A 21,399-nucleotide genomic window follows, 5' to 3' on the forward strand; every position below is an offset into this window, starting at 1 on the left:
AGTTGATAAGTAAATCGGACACAGCGACGGCGAGAGCTGGACGGGACGCCGCTCAGTGGTCGTGATCGTGGTCGTGGTCACTGCCGCCGTCACCGGAGAAGCCGCCGCTCCCGGCCACGAGCGCGTCGGCGTCGCCGTCCATCATGTCCATGTTTTTCAGGTTGTCCCGCTCCTCGAAGTCGATGATGGCGTCCTCGAGGTCCTGCTGGGTCAGCGTGGTCCGCTCCTCGGTCAGCGCGTTGAGGACGGCCTCGCGGAGCACGAGCCGGAGGTCGCTCCCGGTCAGCCCCTCGGTCAGCTCCGCCAGCGTCTCCGGGTCGAAGTCGTCGATGTCCATCTGCCGGGTGACGATGCGGAGGATGTCCGCGCGCATGCTGTGGTCCGGTTTGGGGAAGTTAACGATCTCGTCGAAGCGCCGCCAGGCGGCGGCGTCGAGCTGGTCGGGGTGGTTCGTCGCGCCGATGAGCAACACCTCGTCCTGGATGAGCGAGATCTCGTCGATGCTCTTGAGCAGGGTGTTGACGGCGCGCTTGATGGCGGCGTGTTCGTCGGAAGAGCGGGTCTTGGCGACGAAGTCGAACTCGTCCATGAAGAGGATACATGGCGAGAGCCGCTTTGCGACCTCGAACACCTTCTCGACGTTCTTGGCCGTCTCGCCGAGGTACTGGCTCGTGATCATCGACAGTTTCACCTCGACAAAGGGGAGGTCGAGGTCGTGGGCGAGCGCACGGGCAACGCTGGTCTTGCCGGTCCCCGGCGGGCCGACGAACAGCAGTTTCCCGATTTCCCGCAGGCCGATGCGGGCGAGGTAGTCGCGGTGCTCGATAGCCTTGACGATCTTCTGTATCTCGTCTTCCTGGTCGGTCGTCAACACCAGGTCATCAAGCGTCATCTCCACCTCTTCGGGGGCGCGCACGTCCACGAGGTCCAGCATCTCCTCGTCGTCCTCGTCGTCGGTGTCGAACGCCTCCTCCAGTTTGGCGTCGATGAACGCGCGGTCGGCCCGCGACGGACGGTTCTGCTCGCGGGCGCGTTCGTAGTCAGCGCCCTCGATCTGGTCCTCGAAGGCCTTGGTCAGGACCGGGTTGTCCTCCAGGTCCGCGGCGTCGACCCGTTCGAGGAACCACTCTTCGGCGAGGTCACGATCCGTCATTGAGATGCTCCCCGAGAAGTCGTCGCGGTCTGTGAACATCAGGCCGGAGATGGCCGCCCAGGGCCGCTCGACGCCGGTGGCTTCGCTCGCAGTCGTGTTGGTGACCGACAGCGGTCGCTCGATCTCGCCGTCGCTCCAGAACACGGACCGGTACGAGGCCGGCAGGTCATCGGGCTCTAGGTCCCGCCGCTCGCTGTAGATAGTGGCCGTCAGCAGAAACTCGACGACATCCAGTTCCGGATTGCTCATTCCCACTGATGTTACCACGCGACCGGTATAAGTCACTCGAAGCCCCGGTGGTCGACACCAGGGTAATATACCCCCTCTGTGTATTTCTAACGTGGCAACTGATAACGCATTAATTTCAGTATACCGGAACCGCATCGGCGAGCCGACAACCGACGACGAGGTCTACGGCTACTGGCTGTTCGTCATCGGCATCGTGCTCGGTATCGTGGGCTTACTGCTGTTTTATCTGACAGCGTCCCGCAGCACGCCGCGACAGTTCGGCTATCTGCTGGGAGCTATCGGCCTCATACTGCTGTTTGCGGGGCCGACGATCAGGCTCCCGCTGACACGCCGGGGCCTGATACTCACCTATCTCGGTGCCGTGGTTGGACTGGTCGCAATGGTGTGGTTCACCACGTTCTACCCGTCGAACTGGACCGGTCCCGAGGGGAACCCGGCGGTGACGCTGTACATCGTCGGCCTCGGGCTGATGGCCGTCGGAGCGGTCGTCTCGCCGCTGTTGACCGGCCGGAAGGAAGCCTACGACGAAGCCGTTCGGACGGCCCAGGAAGCTACTGAACTGGCCGACCAGTCCACACAGGACGCTGAGCGGGCTTCACGAGATGCCGACCGGGCGTCACGGGACGCACAGCAACAGTCCCAGGTCGCCGAGCAGGCGACCCGCGAACGGGACACGCTAGCCGAGCAGTTGGCGACTAGCGAGAGCGCCCGCGAGGAACTGGCGACGGTCACGGAAGCGACCGAGGCCGAACTCGCCGCGGCCCACGCGACAATCGCGGCTGCGATGGACAGCAAGGCAACGTTCGAACTGTACGAGGATTCGAGCGGGAAGTACCGCTGGCGGCTCCGCCACCGGAATTCGAACATCATCGCCGACAGCGCGCAGGGGTACTCCTCGCGCCAGAAGGCGATGCAGGGGCTTCGCAGCGTGCAGTCCAACGCCGCCGGCGGGGCCGTCGTCTTCTTCGAGGACGCGACCGAGGACGACACCGCCGAGGACGTACCGGTCGTGCCGGCCCCCGAAAGCGACGCCACGTTCGAACTGTTCGAAGACAATGCCGGCGAGTTCCGCTGGCGCTTGCGACACGACAACGGCAACATCCTCGCCGACGGCGGCGAGGGGTACGCCTCGAAGTCGAACGTCCGCCGGGCGCTGCAAAGCGTCCGCAGCTACGTCCCCGGTGCGGCCTACCTCAAGATCGACCCGGTCGCCTACGAGGTGTACGCCGACGCCGCCGGCCAGTTCCGCTGGCGCTTGCTCCACCGCAACGGTAACATCCTCGCCGACAGCGGCGAGGGGTACAGTTCCCGGTCCAACGCCCGGCGAGCGGCCCGCCGGGTGAGCGAACTCGCGCCCGACGCCGAGGTCGACGACGGCTTCGAGGTGTACGAAGACAATGCCGAGGAGTGGCGCTGGCGACTGCGGGCGGACAACGGCGAACTCGTCGCCGACAGTGGCGAAGGCTATGCGAACCGATCGAAAGCCATGGACGCCGTCGAGCGGGTCCAGTCCTACGCCGCCGACGCCGACCTGCTGGAAATCGGCAGCGCCGCCTTTGAAGTGTACGAGGATAAAGGCGAGGAGTGGCGCTGGCGGCTCCGCCACCGCAACGGCGAAATCATCGCCGACTCAGGCGAGGGCTACGCCGAGCGCAACAAAGCCATCGCAGCCATCGAGCGGGTCAAGCGCCACGCGCCCGGCGCGCCAGACGAAGAGTAGGAGAGCCCGCTTTTCACCGTAAACACCCGCAGGACACCGATTCTCTGATATGTAGAATAGCCGAATTAATTAAACATATTTCAGCCGAAGTTGTGCATATATGACAGTATCCGCGCTCGAAGCGGCCGGACTCACGCGCATGGACGACGGCGAAATTAGGTCGTTCCTGTCGAACCGGCGGGTTGGCGTGCTGGGACTGCCGACCGACGACGGGCCGTACATGATTCCGCTGTCGTTCGGGTATGACGAGAATCGGACGCTGTATTTCACGTTCGTCGGCGGCCCGTCGAGTCGCAAGCAGACGCTGGCCGAACAGGCCGACACTGCCTGTGTGCTGGCCTACGCCGTCGAGTCCCTGTTTCACTGGGAGAGCGTTCGCCTGAACGGGACAATCGATGCCGTCCCGGAATCCGAGTGGGACGACCTCGCGGCGGTACTCGATTCGGCGTGGCGGCCGGAACTGTTCGAAACGGCTATCGAAGCGGGCGATATCGCCGTCTACCGGTTCCACGTCGACGAGCAGGAGGGCGTCAGGCACGCCGGCCTGCCGCCGGGATTCGAACCGGAGTGATATCACTGCTCAACCACAGCGGTGAATGGTTGGGTCGGTCGGCCGACAACAGTTCCCCCGCTGTCGGGAGTTTGTGAGGTTTTAACACAGCCCGAGACGTTCCGTTGTCCATGCCCACACCCGTTATCGTGGATGCGGTCAGAACGCCCCAGGGAAAGGAGGACGGCGCGCTCGCCGGCGTCCGGAGCGAGGACCTCTCGGTCCCGCTTGTCAATCAACTGCTCGCTTCGACTGGCGTCGAGTCCGACGAGGTCGACGACCTGCTGTGGGGGTGTGCCCAGCAGCGCGGCGAGCAGGGCAACAACATGGCCCGCGTCATCTCCTTACTGTCGGATTTGGGCGAGAGCGTCCCCGCATCGACCATCAACCGCTGGTGTGCCTCCTCCGCTGAAGCCATCATGCGGGCCGCCGACGCTATCGCGGCCGGCCAGCGCGACGTGCTCATCGCCGGCGGCGTCGAGTCGATGTCCCGTGTGAGCATGGGCGAGAACACCCACAACGTCCATCCGCGGCTGGCCGAACACTACAACATCGGCGAACTCCAGATGGGAATGACCGCCGAGAAGGTCGCCGACGAGATGGAAGTCGCCCGGCAAGAGCAGGACGAGTACGCGCTCCGGAGCCACCAGCGGGCCGCCGACGCGACGGATTCGGGCCGCTTCGACGACGAACTCGTCCCTATCGACACCGAAGAGGGCCGCATCGAGGAAGACGAGGGCATCCGCCGAGACACCGACATGGAGACGCTCTCGGGGCTGCCGACGGTGTTCAAATCCGACGGCACGGTGACGCCGGGCAACGCCTCACAGGTCTCCGACGGCGCGGCGGGGCTCATGGTCACCTCACGCGAGTTCGCCAAGGACCGCGGCCTCGACATTCTGGCGGAGATCGGTTCCCACGAAGTCGCCGGCGTCGACCCGACCGTGATGGGGATCGGTCCGGTCCCTGCTGTCCGTAAACTCACCGAACGGACCGACCGCGAGACCGAGGACTACGACCTCGTGGAACTCAACGAGGCCTTCGCCTCGCAGTGTCTGTACTGCAAGCGCGAACTCGGCTTCGACGACGACAGCTACAACGTCAACGGCGGCGCAATCGCCATCGGCCACCCGCTCGGGGCCTCCGGCGCACGCCTTCCAGTAACGCTCATTCACGAAATGAACCGCCGCGGCGCGGAACTGGGCCTAGCGACGGAGTGTGTCGGCTTCGGCCAGGGCGCAGCCATCGAGTTCCGGCTCCCCTGACCGCGATAGCACGGTTTTGCGGGCCGATCACAGAGCGCGCGAAAAGTACAATATCAATAGAAGGAGCTAATCGGCAGCCACGTCACCGGCTGTCGTCGCCTCGGCGGGACGCGTCAGCGAGTGGACGTAGTCGTCGAGGTCGAGCGCGAAGGTGGCGTCAGTCGGGAGGTCGAGCCACGAGAACTCGAACTCCGCGCCGCGTTCCTCGCCCGTTCCGGTGACGGTGTGGACCCAGTGGTCGCGGGGCTCGTGAACGGGAAGATGATAGAACGACCGCACGTACCGTTTCGGGGGTGATTCACGGCGGTTCCAGACATCGGTAGCGATGTGTTGCAGACCCTTGAACGAGGCCAGGCCGCTCTCCTCGACAGCCTCGCGCTGGACGGCGACCCGCGGTTGCTCGCCCGGTTCGACGGTCCCTTTCGGGATCTGGAGGCCGTCGTGGCCGGGCCCCTCAAACACCAGGAGTTCAGACCCGTTTCTGGTGATGTAGGCACAGGCTTTCTTGACGTACGTAGCCCGCTGTGGATGCATACCGTTCGATAGCTATGGGAGACATATAGTAGTACCCACATATCTACCTAGAATCATATTAGGTCATCGGGGGGCAGAAAGGTGTCAGTCGACCACGACACTGCGGTACCAAGCGACCCACGGGGTGCGCGAGATGACCAGCGCGAACCAGACCACGGTCGGCCCGTTGCTGGCTGTTCTCGGGAGCTTATCAGACTCGGTTCCGTGAAGGTAGGCATGAGTCTCCAGTCGATGTTCAACGACATCCCGTTTGTCAAGCGGTTAGGGATGGAGATCACGGCGGTCGAGGACGGCGCTGCGGTGGGCGAACTCCCGTTGCAGGACAGCCATTCCTCGAACCCCGAATCGATGATCGCACACGGCGGCGTCACATACTCGCTCGTCGACACCGTCGGCGGGGCCGCGGTCGTCTCACAGTCAGGCACCGTGTCGCCGACGGTCGACATGCGAATCGATTACCTCGCGCCGGCGACTGCCGACCTCCGGGCCGAGGCGGAGGTTGTCCGGAACGGTGGGAGCGTCGCCGTCGTGGATGTCGAGGTGTACGACGCCGACGACCATCACATTGCGAGCGCTCGCGGGACGTACAAAACGGACGGCGAGCGCGGCGAGTCGCCGTGGACGAAAGGCGTCGACGAGTCGGCGGTCAAACAGCTGACCGACGATTAATCGCCGTTACTGACCATCTGCATCCCGTCGCGCACGGACTCCCGACGACCCAGCAGCGTCACCATGTCGCCCGCTTCGAGGACGTAGTCGGCCGTCGGTACCTCCGCGTGCTCGTGGCCTTCGCCGCTGACGAGCGCGACCAGACAGGCGTCGGGCAGCATCGGCCCGACCTCGCGGATCGACTTGCCGATGAGGTCCGGGTTCGTGACCTCGACTTCCTGAACGTCACCACTGCGACCGATGTCGGTCATCCAGTGGGCGATAGCCGGGCGCTCGATCTGGTTGTCGATGGCCCATGCCGTCGCCATCGCCGAGGAGATAGTCCGAACCCCGAGGTCCTCGAAGGCCTCGACGTTGTCCGGGTTGTTCGCGCGGGCGATGACTCGTTCGACGCCGAACTTCGAACTCGCTAGCTGTGACACCAGCAGGTTCGCGTCGTCGTCACCAGTCGCCGCGACGACGGTCTTGGCGTTTTCAGCCCCGGCCGACCGTAACATGTCGGTGTCGGTGCCGTCGCCGATTTCGACGGCGTAGCCCTCGTTGCGGGCTCGTTCGACTATCGCTTCGTCCTGTTCGATGATGACGACGTTCTCGCCCCGGTCTTCGAGGCGTGCGGCGAGCGCTCGGCCCACCTGTCCGCCGCCGACGATGATGACTCGCATTGGTATCACATCCAGTTTTTCCGCGATGAACCGCGCCAGCCCGCCCTCGAACAGGGCGGTCGCAAAGATGACAAGGAAGACAGTCCCCAGCAGGATATCCGCCTGGGTCCCCAGCAGTTCGGCCTGTGCCCCGCCGACCTCCTCGGCCGCGGCGTTCAGTTCGACGGCAAACAGCGTGGCGACGGACGCCGGGATGATTCCGCGTGGCCCGACGAAGCTGACGAACAGCTTCTCGTTAGTGGTGAATCGGTCGCCGACGGCCGAAACGAACACCAGCAGCGGCCGGATGACCAGCGCGACGGCGAGGACGACGATGATGCCCGACAGCCCAACGTCAATAAGCGACGCAAGCTCCAGTTGAGCCGCCAGCGCGATGAACACGAACGACAGCACCAGCAGCGTGATGTCGCCCTTGAACTCCTCGATGTCCTCCTCGTAGGGATGGTCGACGTTGCCAAGCGCCATCCCCGCCGTCGCGGCGGCGGCGACGCCGGCCTCGGTGGCTATCGTGTTCGCGCCCGCGTAGGCGATGAGCGCCCCGGCAAGCACGAGCAGCCGGGAGTTCCGCGGCGCGTCACCGGGCGAGAGGTCGACGTACTGGAGGAGGTAGTAGACCACGCCGGCGACAAGGAGGCCGACGAGCAGCCCCGTCCCCAGTCGGAGCGAGAACGCCCGTAACAGGCCCTCGCTGGACGCCGCTGGATTGACCGTCTCGAAGATGACGACGGCGATGATGGCCGCAGTTACGTCGTTGACGATGCCTTCCGTCTCCAGCGCGGCGGCGACCCGGTCCCGGACGGGGACGACATCGAGAATTGGGGTGATGACGGTCGGGCCGGTCGCGACCAGCAGCGCACCGATGAGAAAGGCGAGGTTCCAGGAGACGGCCGCGGAGCTGAATGCGAACTTGACGACGATAGCAGTACCCACGAGGGCGATAGCCGCGCCGACGGTAACGAGCCTGAACGTCGCGGCCGGGGCCTCGCGCAGGCGGTCGAATCGAAGGTGGTAGGCCCCCTCGAAGACGATGATTGCGACCGCCAAGCCGACGATTGCTGACAGCGCCCCGCCGAAGGTCCCGTCGCCGATAATGCGCAGTCCGGGCTGGCCGATAATGACCCCCACCAGCAGATAGAAGATGATGCTGGGCACGCGCAGCCGTGCGGCGAGGACCTGTGCGAGGACGCCGAGTCCGATGATGCCGGCGACGAGCGGAATCAGTAGCCCCGAGCTACCAGCCACAGTTGGCCTCCATCTGTCCGGGCTATCGCGTTGCCCTCGTATAAACGCACTCACTCAGCGGACGACAGACCAGGCATCAGTTGCGGGGTCCGGTCACCGGTTCCGGCTGACCGGGAACTTCACGCGGTCGGGGTGTTCGTTGAACCGCTCCAGAATGTCCTCGTACAGCGCGTTCCGCATCCGAGTGCCGCGCCGGGGATGGACGAGAGATCGGAGTCGAAGCTCGACCCACGACTCCCCCTGCGTGACGTTGACCGTCGGCTGTTCGTTCACGTCGAGTTCGACCGGCGTCTCCGCGAGGCGGTCGCGGTACTCGCGGACCTGTTTGGCCATCTCGTCGCCGAGGTGGTCGGTCGCCACGTCGACCATCACCTCCGACGCGAACTGCAGGTCGGTCTCGTAGGCGACCTGCATCGAGAGCTCGTTCCAGACGTACTGGACGCCCTCGCCGTAGAAGTTGACGACGCGGGAGGACAACACCGTGCTGTTTGGCACGGTCACGATGCGGCCCGACGGCTGGTTCGAGGACACGAGGTCGCCGTCGATCTCCCACACCTCCGTGACGAAGAAATCGACCGCGACCACGTCGCCGCGCATCTCCTCGATGGCGATGCGGTCGCCCACCTGGTAGGGCCGCTTGGTCATGATGTACAGCCAGCCGATGAGCGAGAACAGCGGCTGTTGCAGCGCGAACGTGACCGCGAACCCGAGCACACCCAGCGAGAACAGCACGCTCACCCACTCCCGGGTGACGACGCCGAACACCGCGACCATCCCGAGGATGCCGAAGGTCAGCCGGAGGACGTTTCGCACGTCGTGCTGGCGGCGCTTGTTCTGGGTGTGGTCCATTAGGTACGTCCGACAGACGGTGTACCCGCCGTACGTGGCGAGTAGAATCGACGCCAGGGTGAGCGCCAGCAGCGTTAGCGGTTCCAGTTCCACGCCAGGAATCTGCTCGTCAATGCCGAACCGACTCACGAACCGCGACCCCGCGTACAGGACGAGCGCACAGAGCAGCGACAGGTAGCCAGTTCGGCGCATACTACGACACTGTTGTCTGGCCTTTAGAATCTCCCTACTCCTCGCGGTTGTCAAGCGCCACGAGCACGCCGCGGACGTTCAGGCGCATCTCGGCGCGGCCTTTCCGCTCGCCCCAGAGGTCGGTGTCGGCCCGCTCGACGAAGTAGTCGATGACCGCCTCGTCGTCGTCGAGTTCCGCGCGTTTGCGCTCGACCTCGGCGACCCACTTGGGCAGGATTTCCGCGTAGGTCTCCAACTTGTCGCCGGTCTCCGCGGGGCCGTAGTGGCCGAACATGAGAATTTCGGGGTCGAGGTCCTGCAGCATCGCCACGTCATCGAGTGCCTCGTCGAGCGTGAAGTTAATCGGCGGCGTCGTGACGTGCATCTCGTCGGTCGACGGCGTGTAGATGCCGGCGGCGTCGGCGGTGAACACACCGTCGACGGCGGGGTCGTAGAAGACGACCTGATGCGGGGCGTGGCCCGGCGCGTACATCACGTCGAGGGAGTGGTCGCCTAGATCGATTTCGTCGCCGTCGGTCAGCGTCTCGATGCGGTCCTCGGAGATCGGGACCGGCTTGCCGTAGAACTCGATCTGGTCGCCGACGGCGTGTTTGGTCCCCTCCCAGAGCCGCTCAGGGTCGACGAGATGGCGCTTCCCGGCCTCGTGGACGTACACCGTCGCGTTCGGACAGTCCTCGGCGAGGTAGCCGGCACCGCCGGCGTGGTCCAGGTGGACGTGGGTCGCAGCGATGACTTCCAGGTCCTCGGGCTCGATGCCGACCGACTCCATCGCCGAGAGGATGTTCTCGTGGCGCGCACCGATACCGGTGTCGACAAGCGCCGGTCGCTCGGCGTCGATGATATAGACGGACCCGTACTCGGGTACGTCGTACATCCCGGTGTCGACGTAGTGGACATCTGTGCAGTCCCCGACCGTTACCTCGTAAACGTCACCAATTCCCATACTCTCTCTCGTGACCGGCGGGGGCAAAACCGTTGTGCCGAGGCTGTCGTGACAGTCCAGTGTGAGGAAGCACAAGAGAGTTCCCCGCTACCGAGAAACACAGCAGTATGTACGACGCTGTGCTCGTCCCGACCGACGGTTCCGATGGGTCCGCCACTGCGGCCGAACACGCCATCGATCTCGCAGAGCGCCACGACGCAGATCTACACGCGCTACACGTCCTCGAAACCGAGCAGGTGGTCGACCAGATTCCGGATTTCGAGGACAGCAGCATCTTCGACCGCCTCGCCGACGCCGGCCAGCAGGCTGTCGACGACCTACGCGAACAGGCCGAAGACAGCGACATCGACACCGTCACCACGGCGGTCGAGCAGGGCGTTGCTCACGAGGAAGTGGTGGAGTACGTCAAGCGCCACGACATCGACGTAGTTGTGATGGCAACGGAGGGACGGACCGGGCCGTCCCGGGAACTCATCGGCAGCGTCACCGAGTCGGTCGTTCGGGCCTCGCCGGTGCCGGTACTCGCAGTCAAGGTCGGCGGCGAGCCATAGCGGGAGACCAACAGGTCGGCAACAGCCCACCGCTGGACCGACACGCCTAATTTCTGCCGTCGAGAACCGTCGTTCATGTTATCGAGACAGTTCGTCCGGGAGCACCCCGAGACGGTCCGTGACGCCATTGAGCGGAAGGGAGTCACGGGCGTGGACCTCGACGAGATTCTGGAAATCGACGCGGAGTGGCGGGAACTGAAAGCCGAAGGCGACGGCCTCCGACAGGAACGGAACGAAGTGTCGAGCAAAATCGGCCAGCTGAAACAGGAGGGCAAGGAGGAGGAAGCCCAGGAAGCCATCGACCGCTCCCAGGAGCTGAAAGACGAGTTGCAGGACGTTGAGGAGCGGGCCGACGAACTGGAGTCCCAGCTTGAAGACGCGCTGCTGGAACTGCCGAACATTCCCCACGAGTCGGTGCCGACCGGCGAGGACGAATCGGACAACGTCGAGCGCTACCGCGAGGGGTTCGACGATCTGCGGGACCTGCCCGACGAAGTGATTCCCCACTACGACCTCGGCGAGGACCTGGACTTACTCGACTTCGAGCGTGGGGCGAAGGTGTCCGGCGGCGGCTACCAGTTCATCAAGGGCGAGGGCGCACGGTTAGAGCACGCCCTCATCCAGTTCATGCTCGATGTCCACCGCGAGCAGGAGTACGTCGACGTGCTCCCGCCGATTCCGGTCAACTCCGATTCGATGGAAGGGACCGGCCAGCTGCCGAAGTTCGCCGAGGACGCCTACCGCGTCGGGGCGCGACAGGACGACGACTACGACAGCGACGACCTGTGGCTCCTGCCGACGGCGGAGGTGCCGGTCACCAACATGTACCGCGACGAGATCCTGCTGGACGACGACCTCCCGGTCAAACACCAGGCGTTCTCGCCGAACTTCCGCCGGGAGGCCGGCGAACACGGGACCGAGACGCGGGGGTACGTCCGCGTCCACCAGTTCCACAAGGTCGAACTTGTCAACTTCGTCCGGCCGGAGAACAGCTACGACCGGCTGGAGAGCCTGCTGGACGAGGCTGCCGAAGTGCTCGACCGCCTCGACCTGCCCTACCGCGTGCTGGACATGTGTACCGGCGACATGGGCTTTACCCAGGCCAAGAAGTACGACATCGAGGTGTGGGCCCCCGGCGACGACATGGAAGACGGTCCGGACTGCGGGGGCCGCTGGCTCGAAGTCTCCTCGGTGTCGAACTTCGAGGACTTCCAGGCCCGGCGGGCCGGCCTTCGCTACCGCCCCGAGCGCCACGAATCGGCCGACTACCTCCACACGCTGAACGGCTCCGGGCTGGCCGTGCCCCGCGTCCTCGTCGCCATCATGGAGTACTACCAGAACGACGACGGTACCATCACCGTGCCCGAGCCGCTCCGCCCGTACATGGGCGGCCAGGAGGTCATCGAGGGCTCCGAAAAGATCGGCGAGAGCGCCGTCGGGGCCGGCGAGAAGGAGTAAGTCGCCGTCCGTCGGACTCGGCCAGCATCCTGAGTCCCTGTTTGCGGCGTGTTACACGAGATCATATTTCAATACACTATTACGTTTTTTCGACGGCACCGTCGAGGTATGCCGGACGACGCCTTCGGACAGATGGTGCTGGACTTCCACCGCGACGACCTCGCGGAACGGCCCCGCTATCGCCGCGACGACGACGATCTGACCGAGGCGCATCTGGCGGGCTACTTCGAGCCGCCAGCAGAATGGCATCCCACCGAGCGGGACCTGTTCTCGGCAGTGACAGGGCGGGTCCTCGATGCCGGCTGTGGCGTTGGCCGACACGCGCTCGCGTTGCAGGAGCGGGGCCACGACGTGCTGGCGGTCGACCGGAGTCCAGGAGGCGTCGCGGTCGCCCGCGAGCGCGGGGTCGCCAATCCTGTTGTCGGTGACCTCCGGCGGCCGCCTGGCGACGGGTTCGACACGGTTGTCGTGCTGGGCAAGCAACTCGGCCTCGGCAGTTCGCTGGCCGACCTCCGGACGACGCTCGCAGTACTGGCGACGGTAACGCGACCCGGCGGCCGTCTCGTGGCCGACATGGACACGCTCGACCGGGCGGACCCGGAGACTGACGCAGCCCATCCTGTCCAGCCCGGTGTCGCCTACCGGACCTTCCGCGTCGAGTACGACGGACTGGCGGGGCCGTGGACCGACCTGTTGCTGGTCACGCCGCCGCAGTTACGCACCGCGGTCAGCGAGACACCGTGGACCGTGGCTAGACTCGTCGGGACCGAATGCGACGGGTCGGCCTACGGCGTTCGGCTGTCGCTGCCAGAGTAGCGAAACAGCGAGTCCGGGAGTAGGCAGGCTCAGCGCGTGTACGTCTCGATGCGCTCGATGTCGTCACCGACGAAAGTGAACACGTCCACGAAGCCGACGATGCGCTCACCGTCGGCATCGAGCAGGCGGCCGCGGACGACGATTTCGTCGGTTTCCGGTTCGTCACCGTCGGCCGGTTCCTCCCTCCCGCTCTCCGGGGAGTGATAGAGCCCGTCAAGCGGGTGTGTGGTGTCCGTCTGCGGTCGCTCCTCGCGCATGAACCGCACGAACCGCTCACGGCCCTCGATGGTCCGGTCGGGGCGGTCGTGGACGAACGACGGGGCCAGCAGCGAGGTCAACTGGTCGTAGTCGTCGCCGTCGATGGCGTCGTAGTAGGCCCGTGCGCGCTGAAGGAGAGCAGGTCGCGTCACGTGTCCGATTCGGGGTCGGCGGATGTGTCTCTGTCGCTCGCTGCATCGGATTTCTCGTCGTTCACTTCCGGGACAGTGCCGTCGTCATCCGCTGCCTCTCCCACATCGCCGTCATCAGCAGCCGTCGGATCAGCTAGGTCCAGTTCGGCCGATTCGTCTGTTTCCGGCCCGGACGAGGAGTCAGCATCGGACAGCCGGTCGGCGCTCGGCCGCTCGCCGTCCGGCATGTCCTGCGCTGCGGAGTCGTCGTCCTCTGTCCCCCCCACAGTGTCAGGCGGCGCTTCGACCATCACCGTCGGGGCCGCGTCTATGGAATCCGTGGACTCGCTCTCGGCTTCGCTTTCGGCCAGTTCGGCCTGGATCTCCTCGATATCGGTGTCGTCGACCTCCGAGAGTTCGCCCTCCCCCTCGGGCGACGACACCGAGTCCGGTGCGTCGGCCGCCGCCTCGTTAGGGCCGTCCGCGGTCGATTGATCCGTGGGCGTGGTCGCTTCGCCGGGCGATCCCGCTGAATTCGACAGCTGTTCGGCTGTCTCCGCCGGTGTCGTCTCGTCGGCTGCGTCTGCCGTCGTCCCATCGCTCGCGTCTCGCATCTCCTCGGCCGCGTCCGCGGCATCGCTCGACGATGTCGAGTCCAGCGCTGACTCGGCGGCCGAGGACCCCGTCTCCGACAGTTCGGTGCTGTCCCGTTCGACCGCCTCGTCGATATCCACGTCGAGGGAGGTGTCTCCCTCCGCCTCGTCCTGTGGGAGATATGCCGGCCGGTCGTCGGCCGATTCCGTTTCGAGCGTCTCAAGCTCGGGCGGCCACGGATCGTCGGGGTCGGGGGGTTCCTCGTAGCCACGGGCCGTTTCCAGCGGCCCCTCAGCGTCGTCCCGGAGCGCCTGGCCCTCCGCCCCGCTGCCGCTGGAGTAGGCGCGGGCGGCCTGGGCGAGCCAGTCGCTGGCCTGCCACAGCGAGTTCGCCTTGGTCTTTGCGTCCTCGTAAATCGGTTTCAATGAGTCGTCGTCGACGAATCGGACGGCGGTATCGAAGTGGTCCGCGGCGTCCTCGAACTCCTCGCGGGCCTGCTGGAAGTCCCCCTGTGCGACCATCCACTCCGAGTCGCGGAAGCCGCTCATCGCCGCAGTAAAGGCTCGCCGACCCTCGGTGTAGTGGGCGTGGCCGACGCGGTAGCGGGCGAAGGCGGTGTCGTCGCCGCCGGTGTCCGCGATGGCGTCCTTTATTTCCCCCACGCGGGGGAGCTGCTGCATGTCCTCGGTACACCAGAAATACTGCACCTCGCCGTCGTGGTCGATGACGACGACGGCCCGCTCGATGAGTTGCTGGCCGATGGCGTCCACGAAGTCGATGCCGTACTCGCGGGCGACCTCGTGGTCGGTATCGGACAGCAGCGGGATGTGCAGGTCGTAGCGGTCGGCGAAAGCCCGGTGGCTGTACACCGAGTCCGGGCTGATACCCAGGATAGTCACGTCCTTCTGCATCGTAAAGAGGTCGAGTTCGTCAAGGTCACAGGCGGTGTCGTCACAGGCCGGGTTGAAATCCGCCGGGTAGAACGCGAGGATGACCACGTCCTCACCGAGATAGTCGGACAGCGCGACCTGCTTTCGTTCGCCGTCGACTAGCGCCGGCAGTTCGAACCGCGGTGCCGCCGTCCCCTCTGAAAGCACACCTTATACAACCAAGGCCGGCTATAACAGTGTTTGCACGCGATCACGGAACGAGTCGCTTTTATCCGCTACGGTGCTAGCTCTCGTGTGGAACTGCACGTCCGGTACGAGGGCGACGACGACCCCGACAAATGTAGCGCGCGGAAACTGGCCCGCATGGACGAGGCCGAACTCCACCGCGCGACCCGGTCGACGCCGCCCGGCATCGTGCTCAACCCCTTCGCCGAGCAGGCGCTGTCTCCAGCGGACCGGCCGACCGCCGGCGACGGCGCTCGCCACAGCCGACTGGTCGCGCTCGACTGCTCCTGGGAAACCGCCGAACGCGAGGCGTTCGACCTCGAAGGGATTCACCGCTCGCTCCCCTTCCTCGTCGCCGGCAATCCGGTCAACTACGGGACAGCCTTTCAGTTGAACACCGTCGAGGCCTTCGCCGGCGCGCTCGTCATCCTCGGGGAACGCGACCACGCCGAACGAATCCTCTCGACGTTCTCCTGGGGCCACACCTTCCTAGAACTGAACGAGGAACCGCTGGAACGGTACGCGAACTGCGATGATTCGGGCGACATCATCGACGTGCAGGACGACTACCTCGCCGAGGAGTAGTCACCGGGGCGTTGCTGGTTTCTCGTGGAGCGGCGCATCACAGTGTGGACAGGCCCGCCGTGCGTGTGCCTCCAGCACGTCGTCGATGCGTTCTCCGCAGGCTTGGCACCGCATACTATTAGTTAGTATTCGAACAATAATGTAGCTTCGCCCTCACCTCTCAGGGTGCTTACTGGAACCCGATTCCGATGCCGCTCGGAGCCGCTGGCGGGGTCAGCGGACTCGTCGGCAGCTCCGCGTCCGGGTCGGGGTCGTTGTAGCCGCCGGGCGCGACATCGTTCGGCCCGTCAGGGTAACACAGCGACGCCAGCGCCTGGATGTGATCGCGGCCGACGCCGAGTTCGAACTGGCCGCCACCGTAGAGGTCGATGCCGCGCTGCTCGCAGTAGTCGATGGTGGCCAGGACCGACTGGACAGTCCCACAGCGGGACGGTTTCATGTTGAGCCACGCCGGTTCGAACGGCAGCGCCTCAATGCTTTCGACGCCGGTGATGGGCACGTCCCAGGTGACCCGGGCTTCCTGCCCGTCGAACACCGAGCGAGTGGCGTCGGTCAGATCGGGGTCCTCGACCAGCGCGTCTGGGAGGCCGTCGACGACGCGGCGGTAGAACTCGGGGTCGGCCTCGACATCGACATCCGTCCCCTCGTACAGGCCTTTCAGGTCCAGCACCCGAACGTCGTAGTCGGCCAGGTCGTCGACGAGGGCATCGCTCCAGTCAGGCGTGGGGTCGAGCTTGAACGACAGGTCGCCGTAGCGCTCACACAGCCGCGCCAGCCGGTCCGCCGTCGGCGGCGCGTCGTCGTCCGGGTTCGAGAGTCGCGTCGAGACGACGAAGTTCACCGGGTCGTACTGCCGGCCGAGCGCCGTCCCGAGGTCCGTCTCGGCCTGTTTCAGCGCCAGGTCAAGCGCCGCGCTCTCGAACCCCCAGCGGCGGTAGTGACGGAACCGCTCCTCGTCGGGTGGTTCGGGCCACAGGTCGGCCTCATCCAGCGCCGCCGAAAACGAGTCGGCGGTGTACTCACCGGCCAGCGGGAAGCTTTCGCCCTGCAACGAATCGGCGTTCTGCAGCGCGTCGTGGGCCTCGGACGTGTACGTCACGTCCTCACCGCGCCCGGTTTCGCCTGCGCCGGAGAGTTGGATAACGGTCGTGGCCCGGTCGAACCCGCTGGAGGTCGCCCGCTCCAGCCGCTCGAACTCGCACCGCTCGACGGTGACCGACAGGTCTGCGACTTGCTCGTACATACGCTATCCTCGCGCTTCGAACGTCTAAAGCCAGCGACGACCGGCGCTGGATTCGAAACTCAAAGCTTAAACGCGCGCACCGGAAACAACCGCGCATGGCTAGCTTCGAGACAGCGTCCGACCGACTCCTGAACAAGCAGATCTGCATGCGGTGTAACGCACGGAACCCACAGCGCGCCCAGCAGTGCCGGAAATGTGGCTACGGCAACCTGCGTCCGAAGGCGAAAGAGACCCGCAGCGCCTGATTTTCGGAATCAATTGCCGCCGGCGACCGGTGGCAGTTCGTCGCCACTCCCTTACCGGTCGGTGTAGCCTTCGTCGGCCGAGCGACGGTCGAGCGTCGCCATGCGGACCGACGCGTGCGAGACGATGAGTTCCAGCAGTTTTTCGTCCTCTGCAGCCACGGTTGTATCGTCCGTCGCAAGCGAGATAACGACCGTCGTCGCGTCCTCGTCGTCCAGGACGACCGCCGACACGCAGCCGGTGACGGACTCGGGGAAGTCAACGGGGAACGGCCGCTCGTGAACGGCAATCTCGCCCTGTTGCTGTGTCCGGACCGCCCGCGCGAACGCGCCGACAACATCGACCGGTACGGTTCGGATCGTGTTTGCGAGCGCCATCGAGTTGTCGTCGCTGATGCGGATGACGGCCGTCTCTTCCATTCCGGTCATCGTGCTGAACGCCTCGACGACGTATGCCGCGACGCCGTCGACGCTGGGCGCACTGGCGATGGCGCGCCCGTAGTTGTTCACGTCCGCCGCCTTCCCGGCGAAGGCCTCGATGCGGTCGCGCTCGGCTTCGAGTTCGCGGAGCCGACTGCGACTCCGTGCGTCGTACAGACCGACGAGAACGCCCGCCAACGCGCCGACGGTGACGAGGTCCACGATCAGAAACGACGCCCGGGCGAGCGAGCCGGTCGTCACGCGCTGGCTGAACAACAGCAACGCCGCCACGGCGGCAAAAGCCACCGTCCCACCGGCGGCCCACGCGGCCACCCGGGACGTTGCTCCTTCGGGTGTCGTGTCCCGAGCCAGCCAGACACCCGCGTACGCTATCGCGAGCGCCATCGCCGCGAAGGGGAGCGCATCGACCGCGACCGCCACCGGAATCCGGGTCTGCTGGACCGCGTGCAGAACCTGCATCCCGGCCAGCACGACGCCAGACAGCGCCAGCGCCGCCCCGGTCACGAGTCGTTGGTTCATGTGCCCGAATATCATCCTGGTAAGTAGAGCGTTACGCCGCGCTGGACGGTCACTCGTCGGGATACTTCGGTTCGCGGCGCTCTGCCCGTTCGAGGGCGCGCTCGACGATTTCGCGGACATCGCCGTGGAAGACGCCGCCATGCCCCGAGTACATGTGTTCGACGCCGTCAGGCATGCGAGTGAGGATATCCTCGATGCTCTCGATGAGGCGCTCGCGGGACTGGCCGGGGCGGTCGGTGCGGCCGAAGGAGCCGTCGTCGAACGCGCCGTCGTCGTGGACGACTACGTCGCCCGAAAACAGCGACGCCTCGGAGACGAGCGAGACGTGGTCGTCGGCGTGGCCCGGGGTGTAGACGACTTCGCATTCCTCGTCGCCGACTGTGAGGGTGTCACCGTCGGCGAGTTCGTGGTCCCGGCGCGGGTGGGAGCCGTAGGCATACAGCGGCGCATCGAAAGCGTCGAGGACGGCGTCGAGTTGCTGGACGTGGTCGCCGTGCTGGTGGGTTACCACGACGGCGTCAAGCGTGTCAGTGTGTTCGCGAATTACGTCGACGACGCCGTCCATCGCGCCAGCGTCGACCAGCGTCGTCCGCTCGCCGGTCGCGAGATAGGCGTTGCAGGTGAACGTCTCGGCTTCGGCGGTGACATTGTGAACGTCCATACACGCACCCTGTGGCGCGGTCCGCTTGAGTGTACTGTCCGCCGGCAGCCTGTCCGGGACAGGACGCCTCGGTTCACAGATGTCGGCATATATCAATTATCAAATACGATAGAGTCGCCGAGTGATTTTTTACTACGTACGTCATAGTTGTACACGTACCATGGGGTTCGGGAGCTACGACGAATCGGAACAAGACAACCAGGAGTACGACACAGATTTCGAGGACGAGGACGGCCTCGATGCTGAAGAAAACGCCCACGAGGGCGATATCGAGTTCGAGTTTACGGCGTCGAACGACGAACTGCTCGATAGACTGGAGGACATCAAAGACAACGAGAACACGTGAAATCCGGGGCACGGGCCCTCGGCGTTGCGGAGTCGTATCGGGACGAAACCAGTCAGTTCGCTGGCGTCGTCGTTCGCGCCAGTCGAGTTGCCGACGGTTTTGTTTTTAGCGCTGCAACGGTCGGCGGGAGCGACGCGACCGACACGGTGTGTGCGATGGTCGACCACCTGGACCGCGAGGACATCCGCTACCTGCTTGTGGCGGGTATCGCACCGGCGTGGTTCAACGTGCTCGACCTGCGGCGGATTCACGACCGCACCGACCTACCGGTCGTCTCGGTCACCTTCGAGTCTTCGCCGGGACTTGAGAAGGCCATCCGCGAGGCGTTCGACGACCCCGATGTCGTACGGGACCGGCTGGCGACCTATCGCGCCCAGCCGGAGCGCCGGTCGGTGACGGTCAACGACGAGACGGTGTACGTCCGGAGCGTCGGCCTCGATGACAGCGCCGCTGCGGATGTCGTCCGGGCGTTCACGCCGGCGGGCGGTCGCCCGGAGCCGCTCCGAGTCGCCAGGCTGGCGGCGCGGGGCCTTGTCGAGATGGAGTAGCCGACCAGGTCCGAACGTTCCGGCGGACCGCTGCGTTTGAGAGCCCCCGGCGCAAACGACGAGACATGGAGCAGATGGACGGACTCGATGTCGTCGGCTGCGAGCGCTGTGACGACCTCTGTGACTCGCGCTCGCGGATCGTCAACGGCGTCGGCCCCGCTGACGCGGACCTGCTGTTCGTCGGGGAGGCCCCCGGCGCGAACGAGGACGAACAGGGCGAACCGTTCGTCGGCCGGAGCGGCGACGTGCTCGACGATGGGTTGCGCGAGGCTGGCCTCGACCGGGGCGACGTGCGCATCACGAACTGCGTGCGGTGTCGCCCGCCGGACAACCGCGATCCGCGGAAAGGCGAACTCACGAACTGTCGGGACTATCTGGAGACCGAAATCGACCGCGTCAACCCCGAGGTGGTCGTCACGCTCGGGAAAGTCCCGGCCGAACACCTGCTTGAGCGCGACGTGGCCGTCACCGGCGAGGCGGGCGAGGTGTTCGACATTACGGTCGCCGGCCAGCCGCGACGCGTCCTCGTCTCCGTCCACCCCGCGGCGACGCTGTACGATCCCAGCCAGAAAGAGACGTTCGAGGCGGCGCTTGCGACCGCTGCGGAGTTCACTGACGCACAGAGCGGCCAGTCACGACTCGGCGAGTTTTAAAACGGACGAGTGGTCTGAGAGCGTTACGCCGTCGCGATGTCCATGGCTTCCGGCCTCGTGTCCACCAGCGAAATATCGACGCCGGGGATCTCGCCGACCTTGCTCTTGAGCGCCATCTTCTTGATGTCCTCCGAGACGATTATCCAGTTCGTGATGCCGAACTCTTTGCCCGCTTCGGCGGCCTCCTGAGCCCGTGCGAACACGTCGTTGTTCAGCGACCCCTCCATCTGGAGATTCGAGATATGTGTGTCGACCGCCGACTGTGATGCGAGTTCCTCGAACCGCTCGTTGACTTTCGCGAATATCTCGTCGGTCAGTTCCATGTCGGCCGGAAATTCAGCTATGAGAACGTTCTCTTCGACGTACAGAACGTTTGTAATATCTACCATCACCAGTTGTATGGGGTAGATGAATAAAACCAGAATGGCATATTCTCAGAATTGAGATTTCCAGTGCGGGCGGGTCTGGGGCTGCAGTCAGACGCACACAGTTTGTGCCGAACCTTGCGCGAACAGGAAGTCACTTACCCCCGGTTCGCCTACGAGACCGTATGAGTGTGAGACAGACGACCGCGGACGTGGTCGTCGTCGACTACGGACTGGGGAACCTCCGGAGCGTCACGCGCGGCCTCGAACGCGCCGGCGCGGACGTGACCCTCTCTGAGGACCCGGCGGAGTTCGACGCGGCCGACGGCATCGTCCTGCCCGGCGTCGGGGCCTTCTCCGAGGGGATGGACAACGCCGGCCCGTTCCGCGAGGCGCTGGTCGAACAGGCCGAGGCCGGCACGCCACTCTTTGGCATCTGCCTCGGAATGCAGATGCTGCTGACGACGAGCGAGGAGGCCGACCACGAGGGGCAGGGCGACGCCGAAGGGCTGGACCTCATTCCCGGGAAGAACGTCCGGTTCAGCCGCGACCAGACCGTGCCACACATGGGCTGGAACGAACTCGACGTGACGCGGGACCACCCGCTGGTCGAGGGGGTCGACGGCGAGCACGCCTACTTCGTCCACTCCTACTACGCCGTCCCCGACGACGAGGCCGCGACGGTGGCGACGACGGACTACGGGACGGACTTCGCCTCTATCGTCGCCAACGACGCCGGCAACGTCTTCGGCACGCAGTTCCACCCGGAGAAATCGGGCGAGACGGGGCTTCGCATCCTCCGGAACTACGTCGACTACTGCCTCGATAGCTGAGAACCTATTCGG

24 protein-coding genes are annotated in these 21,399 nt (G+C 65.2%); 13 read left to right on the top strand and 11 right to left on the bottom strand.

Features of this window, described 5'->3' with window-relative positions; all coding sequences use genetic code 11:
- Positions 1–52: 52 nt before the first annotated feature.
- Entirely contained in the window at positions 53–1,402 is a 1,350-nt protein-coding gene (locus tag Harman_RS07825; RefSeq protein ID WP_137683254.1) for an ATP-binding protein, read from the bottom strand.
- 91 nt (positions 1,403–1,493) lie between these two features.
- Here Harman_RS07825 and Harman_RS07830 point away from each other — a divergent pair, with 91 nt between their 5' ends.
- From Harman_RS07830 to Harman_RS07840, 3 genes are all read left to right on the top strand, one after another.
- Entirely contained in the window at positions 1,494–3,122 is a 1,629-nt protein-coding gene (locus Harman_RS07830) for an HVO_2922 family protein (protein ID WP_137683255.1), read from the top strand.
- A 100-nt stretch (positions 3,123–3,222) separates the two neighbouring features.
- Positions 3,223–3,693 (top strand): pyridoxamine 5'-phosphate oxidase family protein, encoded by a 471-nt coding sequence (locus Harman_RS07835; protein WP_137683256.1) that lies wholly within the window; start codon positions 3,223–3,225, stop codon positions 3,691–3,693.
- Positions 3,694–3,803: 110 nt separating this feature from the next.
- Complete coding sequence (locus Harman_RS07840; protein ID WP_137683257.1) at positions 3,804–4,937, top strand: thiolase family protein; 1,134 nt, start codon at positions 3,804–3,806, stop codon at positions 4,935–4,937.
- A 66-nt stretch (positions 4,938–5,003) separates the two neighbouring features.
- Here Harman_RS07840 and Harman_RS07845 read toward each other — a convergent pair whose 3' ends face one another.
- Positions 5,004–5,471 carry an NUDIX hydrolase gene (locus Harman_RS07845; RefSeq protein WP_137683258.1) on the bottom strand — a complete coding sequence of 156 codons (468 nt, stop codon included), beginning with the start codon at positions 5,469–5,471 and terminating at the stop codon, positions 5,004–5,006.
- 216 nt (positions 5,472–5,687) lie between these two features.
- Here Harman_RS07845 and Harman_RS07850 point away from each other — a divergent pair, with 216 nt between their 5' ends.
- Complete coding sequence (locus Harman_RS07850) at positions 5,688–6,140, top strand: PaaI family thioesterase (protein ID WP_137683259.1); 453 nt, start codon at positions 5,688–5,690, stop codon at positions 6,138–6,140.
- On the opposite strand, the gene Harman_RS07855 is transcribed toward Harman_RS07850, so the two are convergent.
- The 3 genes from Harman_RS07855 to Harman_RS07865 form a co-directional block, all read right to left on the bottom strand.
- A complete protein-coding gene (locus Harman_RS07855; protein WP_137683260.1) occupies positions 6,137–8,044 on the bottom strand; it encodes a cation:proton antiporter domain-containing protein in 1,908 nt (635 codons plus the stop codon). The genes Harman_RS07850 and Harman_RS07855 overlap by 4 nt on opposite strands.
- A 93-nt stretch (positions 8,045–8,137) precedes the next feature.
- Positions 8,138–9,085 carry a mechanosensitive ion channel family protein gene (locus tag Harman_RS07860; protein WP_137683261.1) on the bottom strand — a complete coding sequence of 316 codons (948 nt, stop codon included), beginning with the start codon at positions 9,083–9,085 and terminating at the stop codon, positions 8,138–8,140.
- Positions 9,086–9,119: 34 nt separating this feature from the next.
- Positions 9,120–10,028, bottom strand: a complete 909-nt coding sequence (locus Harman_RS07865; RefSeq protein WP_137683262.1) for an MBL fold metallo-hydrolase — start codon at positions 10,026–10,028, stop codon at positions 9,120–9,122.
- A gap of 107 nt (positions 10,029–10,135) precedes the next feature.
- Between Harman_RS07865 and Harman_RS07870 the strand changes: the two genes are divergently transcribed.
- The 3 genes from Harman_RS07870 (at position 10,136) to Harman_RS07880 (ending at position 12,853) form a co-directional block, all read left to right on the top strand.
- A complete protein-coding gene (locus tag Harman_RS07870; protein ID WP_137683263.1) occupies positions 10,136–10,579 on the top strand; it encodes a universal stress protein in 444 nt (147 codons plus the stop codon).
- A gap of 75 nt (positions 10,580–10,654) precedes the next feature.
- Positions 10,655–12,037: a serine--tRNA ligase gene (gene serS, locus Harman_RS07875; protein ID WP_137683264.1), complete on the top strand. Its 1,383-nt coding sequence runs from the start codon at positions 10,655–10,657 to the stop codon at positions 12,035–12,037.
- 108 nt (positions 12,038–12,145) lie between these two features.
- Positions 12,146–12,853, top strand: a complete 708-nt coding sequence (locus tag Harman_RS07880; RefSeq protein WP_137683265.1) for a class I SAM-dependent methyltransferase — start codon at positions 12,146–12,148, stop codon at positions 12,851–12,853.
- Between the two features lie 29 nt (positions 12,854–12,882).
- Here Harman_RS07880 and Harman_RS07885 read toward each other — a convergent pair whose 3' ends face one another.
- Together Harman_RS07885 and Harman_RS07890 are read right to left on the bottom strand one after the other, a co-directional pair.
- The gene (locus Harman_RS07885; protein ID WP_137683266.1) at positions 12,883–13,263 is read right to left on the bottom strand and encodes a nuclear transport factor 2 family protein; all 381 of its coding nucleotides are present in this window, start codon (positions 13,261–13,263) and stop codon (positions 12,883–12,885) included.
- Positions 13,260–14,933 carry a redoxin domain-containing protein gene (locus tag Harman_RS07890; protein ID WP_137683267.1) on the bottom strand — a complete coding sequence of 558 codons (1,674 nt, stop codon included), beginning with the start codon at positions 14,931–14,933 and terminating at the stop codon, positions 13,260–13,262. Before Harman_RS07890 ends, Harman_RS07885 begins: the two co-directional genes overlap by 4 nt.
- 87 nt (positions 14,934–15,020) lie before the next feature.
- Here Harman_RS07890 and Harman_RS07895 point away from each other — a divergent pair, with 87 nt between their 5' ends.
- A complete protein-coding gene (locus Harman_RS07895; protein ID WP_137683268.1) occupies positions 15,021–15,536 on the top strand; it encodes a DUF367 family protein in 516 nt (171 codons plus the stop codon).
- A 169-nt stretch (positions 15,537–15,705) separates the two neighbouring features.
- Here the strand turns inward: Harman_RS07895 and Harman_RS07900 are convergent, their stop codons facing one another.
- Complete coding sequence (locus Harman_RS07900) at positions 15,706–16,779, bottom strand: hypothetical protein (RefSeq protein WP_137683269.1); 1,074 nt, start codon at positions 16,777–16,779, stop codon at positions 15,706–15,708.
- Positions 16,780–16,874: 95 nt separating this feature from the next.
- Between Harman_RS07900 and Harman_RS07905 the strand changes: the two genes are divergently transcribed.
- On the top strand, positions 16,875–17,024 hold the full coding sequence (locus Harman_RS07905) for a 50S ribosomal protein L40e (protein WP_004960523.1): 150 nt from the start codon (positions 16,875–16,877) through the stop codon (positions 17,022–17,024).
- Positions 17,025–17,075: 51 nt separating this feature from the next.
- Here Harman_RS07905 and Harman_RS07910 read toward each other — a convergent pair whose 3' ends face one another.
- Entirely contained in the window at positions 17,076–17,981 is a 906-nt protein-coding gene (locus Harman_RS07910; RefSeq protein WP_137683270.1) for a hypothetical protein, read from the bottom strand.
- Positions 17,982–18,030: 49 nt separating this feature from the next.
- Positions 18,031–18,642 (bottom strand): MBL fold metallo-hydrolase, encoded by a 612-nt coding sequence (locus Harman_RS07915; protein WP_137683271.1) that lies wholly within the window; start codon positions 18,640–18,642, stop codon positions 18,031–18,033.
- Positions 18,643–18,802: 160 nt separating this feature from the next.
- On the opposite strand from Harman_RS07915, the gene Harman_RS07920 reads away from it, so the two are divergent.
- The 3 genes from Harman_RS07920 (at position 18,803) to Harman_RS07930 (ending at position 20,189) form a co-directional block, all read left to right on the top strand.
- A complete protein-coding gene (locus Harman_RS07920; protein WP_137683272.1) occupies positions 18,803–18,988 on the top strand; it encodes a DUF5786 family protein in 186 nt (61 codons plus the stop codon).
- Positions 18,985–19,536: an endonuclease dU gene (locus Harman_RS07925; RefSeq protein ID WP_137683273.1), complete on the top strand. Its 552-nt coding sequence runs from the start codon at positions 18,985–18,987 to the stop codon at positions 19,534–19,536. The genes Harman_RS07920 and Harman_RS07925 overlap by 4 nt, the downstream gene beginning before the upstream one ends.
- 65 nt (positions 19,537–19,601) lie before the next feature.
- The gene (locus Harman_RS07930) at positions 19,602–20,189 is read left to right on the top strand and encodes a uracil-DNA glycosylase (protein WP_137683274.1); all 588 of its coding nucleotides are present in this window, start codon (positions 19,602–19,604) and stop codon (positions 20,187–20,189) included.
- Between the two features lie 23 nt (positions 20,190–20,212).
- Here Harman_RS07930 and Harman_RS07935 read toward each other — a convergent pair whose 3' ends face one another.
- Entirely contained in the window at positions 20,213–20,578 is a 366-nt protein-coding gene (locus tag Harman_RS07935) for a hypothetical protein (RefSeq protein ID WP_137683275.1), read from the bottom strand.
- Positions 20,579–20,739: 161 nt separating this feature from the next.
- Between Harman_RS07935 and hisH the strand changes: the two genes are divergently transcribed.
- On the top strand, positions 20,740–21,387 hold the full coding sequence (gene hisH / locus Harman_RS07940) for an imidazole glycerol phosphate synthase subunit HisH (protein ID WP_137683276.1): 648 nt from the start codon (positions 20,740–20,742) through the stop codon (positions 21,385–21,387).
- The last annotated feature ends 12 nt before the right edge of the window (positions 21,388–21,399 follow it).

It is taken from the genome of Haloarcula mannanilytica (genome assembly GCF_005406125.1).
GTDB lineage: Archaea > Halobacteriota > Halobacteria > Halobacteriales > Haloarculaceae > Haloarcula > Haloarcula mannanilytica.

What these genes read in the sequence shown, in the direction of transcription:
- Harman_RS07825 (WP_137683254.1), bottom strand. Translation starts at nt 1,402, where the DNA reads ATGAGCAATCCGGAACTGGATGTCGTCGAGTTTCTGCTGACGGCCACT.
- Harman_RS07835 (WP_137683256.1), top strand. Translation starts at nt 3,223, where the DNA reads ATGACAGTATCCGCGCTCGAAGCGGCCGGACTCACGCGCATGGACGAC.
- Harman_RS07840 (WP_137683257.1), top strand. Translation starts at nt 3,804, where the DNA reads ATGCCCACACCCGTTATCGTGGATGCGGTCAGAACGCCCCAGGGAAAG.
- Harman_RS07845 (WP_137683258.1), bottom strand. Translation starts at nt 5,471, where the DNA reads ATGCATCCACAGCGGGCTACGTACGTCAAGAAAGCCTGTGCCTACATC.
- Harman_RS07850 (WP_137683259.1), top strand. Translation starts at nt 5,688, where the DNA reads ATGAGTCTCCAGTCGATGTTCAACGACATCCCGTTTGTCAAGCGGTTA.
- Harman_RS07860 (WP_137683261.1), bottom strand. Translation starts at nt 9,085, where the DNA reads ATGCGCCGAACTGGCTACCTGTCGCTGCTCTGTGCGCTCGTCCTGTAC.
- Harman_RS07865 (WP_137683262.1), bottom strand. Translation starts at nt 10,028, where the DNA reads ATGGGAATTGGTGACGTTTACGAGGTAACGGTCGGGGACTGCACAGAT.
- Harman_RS07870 (WP_137683263.1), top strand. Translation starts at nt 10,136, where the DNA reads ATGTACGACGCTGTGCTCGTCCCGACCGACGGTTCCGATGGGTCCGCC.
- serS (WP_137683264.1), top strand. Translation starts at nt 10,655, where the DNA reads ATGTTATCGAGACAGTTCGTCCGGGAGCACCCCGAGACGGTCCGTGAC.
- Harman_RS07880 (WP_137683265.1), top strand. Translation starts at nt 12,146, where the DNA reads ATGCCGGACGACGCCTTCGGACAGATGGTGCTGGACTTCCACCGCGAC.
- Harman_RS07900 (WP_137683269.1), bottom strand. Translation starts at nt 16,779, where the DNA reads ATGTACGAGCAAGTCGCAGACCTGTCGGTCACCGTCGAGCGGTGCGAG.
- Harman_RS07905 (WP_004960523.1), top strand. Translation starts at nt 16,875, where the DNA reads ATGGCTAGCTTCGAGACAGCGTCCGACCGACTCCTGAACAAGCAGATC.
- Harman_RS07910 (WP_137683270.1), bottom strand. Translation starts at nt 17,981, where the DNA reads ATGAACCAACGACTCGTGACCGGGGCGGCGCTGGCGCTGTCTGGCGTC.
- Harman_RS07915 (WP_137683271.1), bottom strand. Translation starts at nt 18,642, where the DNA reads ATGGACGTTCACAATGTCACCGCCGAAGCCGAGACGTTCACCTGCAAC.
- Harman_RS07920 (WP_137683272.1), top strand. Translation starts at nt 18,803, where the DNA reads ATGGGGTTCGGGAGCTACGACGAATCGGAACAAGACAACCAGGAGTAC.
- Harman_RS07930 (WP_137683274.1), top strand. Translation starts at nt 19,602, where the DNA reads ATGGAGCAGATGGACGGACTCGATGTCGTCGGCTGCGAGCGCTGTGAC.
- Harman_RS07935 (WP_137683275.1), bottom strand. Translation starts at nt 20,578, where the DNA reads ATGGTAGATATTACAAACGTTCTGTACGTCGAAGAGAACGTTCTCATA.
- hisH (WP_137683276.1), top strand. Translation starts at nt 20,740, where the DNA reads ATGAGTGTGAGACAGACGACCGCGGACGTGGTCGTCGTCGACTACGGA.